3 protein-coding genes and 1 pseudogene are annotated in these 4,705 nt (G+C 38.8%); 1 reads left to right on the forward strand and 3 read right to left on the reverse strand.

The window, feature by feature from the left end:
• Window positions 1–41: 41 nt before the first annotated feature.
• The 3 genes from E1176_RS05805 to E1176_RS05815 all read right to left on the reverse strand — a co-directional run bounded on the left by E1176_RS05805 (window position 42) and on the right by E1176_RS05815 (window position 4,089).
• Complete coding sequence (locus tag E1176_RS05805; RefSeq protein ID WP_246205945.1) at window positions 42–1,676, reverse strand: cytochrome-c peroxidase; 1,635 nt, start codon at window positions 1,674–1,676, stop codon at window positions 42–44.
• A gap of 176 nt (window positions 1,677–1,852) precedes the next feature.
• The gene (locus tag E1176_RS05810; RefSeq protein ID WP_246205946.1) at window positions 1,853–3,406 is read right to left on the reverse strand and encodes a PhoX family protein; all 1,554 of its coding nucleotides are present in this window, start codon (window positions 3,404–3,406) and stop codon (window positions 1,853–1,855) included.
• Between the two features lie 164 nt (window positions 3,407–3,570).
• On the reverse strand, window positions 3,571–4,089 hold the full coding sequence (locus E1176_RS05815) for a DUF1905 domain-containing protein (RefSeq protein WP_155209621.1): 519 nt from the start codon (window positions 4,087–4,089) through the stop codon (window positions 3,571–3,573).
• A gap of 315 nt (window positions 4,090–4,404) precedes the next feature.
• On the opposite strand from E1176_RS05815, the pseudogene E1176_RS05820 reads away from it, so the two are divergent.
• A pseudogene (locus E1176_RS05820) lies at window positions 4,405–4,705 on the forward strand (hypothetical protein); the annotation flags it as partial.

Raw genomic sequence — 4,705 nt, forward strand, 5'->3', positions numbered from 1 at the left:
TATACCTAAAGTAAGCAAATAATGCCCAGATAAGTTATCCTTTAATACGGCTCCTCATCAGTAAGCGTATGAAGAAATGCTATAATGGCCTCTATTTCAGATTCTTGCAAATTTAAAGAATCGGGAGGTAGCGTTTGGTTGTCGATGTTAAAGCCCAGGCCTAAGCCACCGCCAACATTATAAAAATGCATAACCTGCTCCAGACTATCATACACTCCATTGTGCATATATGGAGCTGTTTTGGTAATATTCCTAATGGTCGGGGTTTTAAATAAATGCTTTCTTTCGGAGGTTTTAAAAAGCTCAAATCTACCCAAATCATCATCCAGCCTTTGATTCTTAGCCGTTGCCGGTACTCCCAAAGCTTCCAATTCTGATTCCTTGAAATTGGGAGGAACCGTTCCGTTGAAAAGTGGAGCAAAGTGACAGGTGCCACACGCTGCTTTACCCATAAATAGATTAAAGCCTAATACTTCTTGCTCTGATAAACTCTCTTCTTCTCCGCGTATGTTTTTATCAAACTTAGAGCTAAATGAAGCAAGACTTCGAATGTATGTTGCAATAGCATTTCTAATATTGCTCTCAGTAATGGTGTCTTTAAAGTGTTTGGCAAATTGCATTCTGTACTTATCATTTGCCCTCACTTCCTCTTCAAGAATTTCCAGATTGGTATGAAATTCATTTTCATTACTTACTACTCCTGAGATTTGTCCTTCGAGGTTGCCTGCTCTTTTATCGTAAAAGAAACCCTTCTGAAAAGCTGCATAGGTGAGGGTAGGGCTATTTCTTTTTAAAGGATTGCCATTATTGCCAATTGAGGTTTTTTGACCATCTGTAAATGCTTTTTCGGGTTGGTGACAGCTGCCACAGCTCATGGATTTATCTTTTGATAAGTTTTTATCGTAAAAAAGCTGCTCTCCTAAAGCCACAGTTTGCTCATTTATATTTACAGAATGTCGACCTGCGAAGTATTCAACATTAAAAGTATTTCTATCAAATAGCGATTGCGCTTCATTGTTTATAGCCATATCAAAAGGAAATATGATCGACCAATCTTCAACAGTGCGGACCCATAAATCCAGTTGCTTGTTGGTGTGCTCTTTAATAAAAGAGTAACGATCAAATGACTCAAAATCACCCTTGAGGTCAGTTAAGGTTTTATCTATTTCTTTTTGCCACTGGTTGTGAAGTGCTACATCCTTGAATTCATTCTGAAAATAGGAGAGATAGTTGGCGATACTATTATATACAATTTGAGCTTCGTCCAATGAAGCCAGATTTGGAGAGTCGAAGCCCGTGAGGCTGGTAGTTGATACTCTAATTATGGCGTCTCTTACCAACCATAGAAAGTGATAGTTTTTGTATTTAGACAAATCGGTATTTTGTGCAATTAGCTTAAGGCGCGCTTCAATAAACCTGGCCTTTTGCTTTATTACTTCTTTATCTATAGAATCTGATTCAGCAAAGATAAGCTCTTCCATCACCTGAAAACCCTGAGGTTGTTGAATGCGGATGTTTGTGTAGTCTTCTTCCTCGATTTTAAGGAGATTAGGGCCATTGAGGGTGAGATAATTGTCTTTGTCAACAAAAGCTATAACTGGCTCTGCTCTTTTAAAATGAAAACGCGCTTTATTATAGTTGTCTGCTATGTTTTGGTCCTTGGTAATTTTAGCCATGAAAAAAGCACTGCTGTCTAAGGCGCTTATATAATCACGAGATAAGGTAGTGAAGGGCTCAACCTTCTGATGCTTTGTCTTTTCGCTCTGGGTACAACTTAAAAAAAGGAAAAAGAGGCTCATTAAATAAGCCCCTTTCATAAATATATTATTGATTGATACTTTCATATCTACAATTACCTGTCTAATCCCTTAATAGAGAAAAGTACACTTCCCTCAGCTCTGGAATTGTTAAGATCAGGGTTAGCATTAGGATCGGTAAATGGCACATCACTTTCTCTTTCCCAACCATGGTTTTGAGTGATTAGAAGGAATGTAGATTCTGTGCTTCCAACTACATCAGTCACATCGATCATTCCTGTAATTTCCCAGGTGCGATCTGTTGTGCCATAACCCAAAGAAGCGGCTGTCTCCTGATCACACTCCAATACTACCTTTAGCTCACCAGTAGATAAGTTGTACTGATAAAGATAAGCGAAGTGATCCGCAGCAGACTTTATGTCTTCAATACCGTTAGGATCTTCTTGTATATAAGCATAATTCTCTGTCACGAGTATATTGTCAGGGCTGTGGAAAGCTGCAGCTTTAGCACCGCTGTCTGAGATACCTTTGTCACCATCTAATACACAAGTAATTTTAGCAGGAGCGCTAGGGTCACTATCGTTAAGTACTACCTTATAGATTCGTCCTGTTCTTGTACCTTTTCCTACAAGATCTGGTTTGTCACGACCAGTAACGGCAAAGTACACTTCTCTCTGATTGGCAGCGGAGCCACGTCTCCAGTCGATATCTTCTAATCTTGAAAAGCCCATAACCCCTTTGCTTTTGGCTTCCTGATCTAGCAAGTCTATATCCACTTCTGTAAGCTCAACCCACTCTGCATCATACTCAGTGCCTTCTTCCATATCCATTTCGAAGTCAACACCGGCAGTTGTTACCTTAAGGCCATACATTTTACCTCCAAATAAGTCACCACGATCTCCTACATACATGCCTAACTGACCTGATGGTACTGAGTTATCACTGTGATCGTCTCCAATAAATATGACTGTTTTGTCTGAGTAAGCATCTTTACCGATAGGCACAGCATTTTCAGTCGACCACTGACCAAGTGCGGGAAGCATCCAAGCAGAGTTGGCATTTGTAGAAGATCGGTATGGGTAAGTAGCAAATACGCCTTTTGAAGCGCCACCCCATTCACCACCAGATAGGTACAGTGGACCAAAACCATGCTCTTCTGGTGTGATAAGCGTACCAGAGCACTGTGCAGTGAATGCCGTAGCTTCAGCATTTAGTATATAATCTCCATGCACCGGCTGCATGTCACTGTTGAGCCTTATTCTGGCTATAGCGTAGTCTGCCTCAATATTATTTATAAGTGTAAAAGAACCGTCATTTTCTGCTAAAAGACCAGCTCCGTCGGCCATACTGCCATAAATAAAGTTGGAAGCACCAGGTATTGTATCTTCTGAGCTGAGAATTACCTTAACTTCGATATCTGAAAAATCAGATCTTAAGGAAAGTAAGCTCGAAGGTGTTATAGAAGATTCTAAGGGTTCGAGTGTATCAATGTCAATCAAATTATTGACGATGATAGTCGTATCGTTGTTAACGATAATTGTAGTGTCATTTTCTATTACCTGAGTAACTTCGGTAATTTCATCTGAGCAACTGGCCATAATGCCGAAAACAACCAGTGTGCAAATAAGTGGGTAAAATTTGAGTTTCATGTATTCAATGTGTTTTGGTTTAGAATTACACAAATAAAAGAAACTCAGTTTGCCCCAATTTTACCTCAAAAAATAGATTGGATTAATTAAAAGAGTGATGAGGTCATATTCTTAACAATAAGATTACTTCACTCATCAATTAGTTTACAATGACTTAATCCGTCTTATTTAAGCTTCGACCTTTGATTGTATTCTTTAATGGTTTCATTAAGTATTTTAAAATCAAGCTTGCCCTGCCTGCTGGTGAGGTGGTACAATATCGCAAGTCCTTTATTGAGCTGGCTGTCTATATTTTTGACTTTGCCTACTATATATATAAGAGTGCGTTGTTTACCTGGTGTAAGTTTATGAAAGTAATCATTACCTTCCTCATCCTGATCCAGAAGCATGCGGAAACTATCTGGCATGGGCATACCATACTCAGAGGTGTCTTTTTCTAATTGCACATCCACAGTTTGACCAATAGCTAGCCCTAGCTTATCGATATTTTTCTTATTCATTAAAATAAAGTACTCGTTGTTGCGAGGCATGAGGGCACAATGTAGTGTAAGCTCTTCATTTATTACACACTTTACTCTTTTGTCGTCACCTTCTACAAAAGGTTCTGCATATTGTTCGGCCACGGGCAGGTGGAAACCCCAAACATTGGATTCGAATTTTTCCAGGGTAGTTTTAAAGGTCATAGAAAGGTATTATGTGAATTTCTCAACAGCTTTTCAGCTGGATTTTTTTAAACCGTTTTTTACGAAAATACTAAAAGTCGGGGTTTACCCTGAGGTTTTTGTAAGGTTATACCCCGAGAAGCTGGTAGGGGATAACCCAAGCCTGTTGCTCGGTGAATGGTTAATATGCCTTGAGATTATATCAGAAAACTGCCTCATGTAAGTTTTTTGGCGTTTTTGAGTCAGAAAAAGTATGATTTGAAATTTCAGGATTTTACTGATCCATTGAGCGCTTTTTAACCCCATATTTGAAATATCAATTTAAAAACAAATGTCATGAAAAGCTTTAATACAATTACTCGCACTCTTATTACTCTGGTACTATTCATCCCTTTTGCCGTAGCAGCACAAGAAGTACCACAAATGGTTCAAATGGAAAATCTGGAATTAGCCAGTGTTGATGGCAAGATGGTTTTGACATGGGAAACTGACCTTAAAGGAGAGCATTTTTTAATAGAGAAGCTAGATGAGAACTGGGACTATGTAACTGTAGGCCAGGTTGATATAAATAACAACAACGCATACACAATAGAAGACAACAATCCTGTAGAAGGAGAGAATTACTATAGAATAACAG

Origin of the sequence: Fulvivirga aurantia, assembly GCF_009711475.1 — a bacterium.
Classification (GTDB): Bacteria; Bacteroidota; Bacteroidia; order Cytophagales; family Cyclobacteriaceae; genus Fulvivirga; species Fulvivirga aurantia.

What these genes read in the sequence shown, in the direction of transcription:
- E1176_RS05805 (WP_246205945.1), bottom strand. Translation starts at nt 1,676, where the DNA reads ATGGCTAAAATTACCAAGGACCAAAACATAGCAGACAACTATAATAAA.
- E1176_RS05810 (WP_246205946.1), bottom strand. Translation starts at nt 3,406, where the DNA reads ATGAAACTCAAATTTTACCCACTTATTTGCACACTGGTTGTTTTCGGC.
- E1176_RS05815 (WP_155209621.1), bottom strand. Translation starts at nt 4,089, where the DNA reads ATGACCTTTAAAACTACCCTGGAAAAATTCGAATCCAATGTTTGGGGT.